We start from the raw sequence: 727 nt of genomic DNA, 5'->3' as shown, positions 1-727 counted from the left end.
CTGCCGGCGCCGGACCTGGCGGCCGCGCAGGGTGCGTATGTGGCGCCGCAGGGGGAGACGGAACGGCTGCTGGCCGGCATCTGGGGCAAGCTGCTGGGCGTGGCGCCGGAACAGGTGAGTGCGAGCGCCAACTTCTTTGCGCTGGGCGGGCATTCGCTGCTCGTTGTGAGTTTGAGGATTGCGATCCGTCAGACCTTTTCTGTGGAACTACATCTGCGCGATATTTTCCTCGCCGACCAGTTACGTTCGCTTGCCAGCAAAATTGTACTGGGCAGACTACCTCAAGTGGACAATGAACGACGTGCTGCAATGATAGCCGCTAGTGGCAACAAAAAATCGAATAGAAAGAGAATTGTATGAAGCGCTTCGAGTTGTTTTTGGATGCATGTATGGCCGCTGAAATCACGTTCTCGCTTGAAGATGGCGAGTTATATGCCGACTATGAAGGCGATTTGTCTGTCGATATGGAGGTCGGTATTCAGCACTGGAAGGAAGAGATCATTGCCTTGCTGGCTGGCAGAGAAAAACAGGAACGTCACTGGGAGCGCATACCTGTTCGGGAACGCAGCACTCCCCATCTACCCCTCTCGTTTGCGCAGCAGCGTTTATGGTTCCTGGACCAGCTGGAGCAGGGCAGCGCGCACTACAACATGCCGGCGGCGCTGCGCGTGACGGGACACTTCGACGTGGCGCTGGCGCAGCAGGCGTTTGCCCGCATCATCGCGCG

The 727-nt window shown here is 57.8% G+C and carries 2 protein-coding genes; both read left to right on the top strand.

Features of this window, described 5'->3' with window-relative positions:
• Positions 1 to 360 (top strand): phosphopantetheine-binding protein (locus ACP7EG_RS27695; RefSeq protein ID WP_426090250.1); only part of this gene is annotated, 360 nt, incomplete at its 5' end.
• On the top strand, positions 357 to 727 hold a 371-nt coding region (locus ACP7EG_RS27690), incomplete at its 3' end, for a condensation domain-containing protein (protein ID WP_426090249.1). The genes ACP7EG_RS27695 and ACP7EG_RS27690, both read left to right, overlap by 4 nt.

It is taken from the genome of Janthinobacterium sp. PSPC1-1, from assembly GCF_049897625.1.
Taxonomy (GTDB): domain Bacteria; phylum Pseudomonadota; class Gammaproteobacteria; order Burkholderiales; family Burkholderiaceae_D; genus Janthinobacterium; species Janthinobacterium tructae.
The sequence above is the reverse complement of the archived record's forward strand: the minus strand, read 5'-3'. Positions and strand labels throughout refer to the sequence as shown.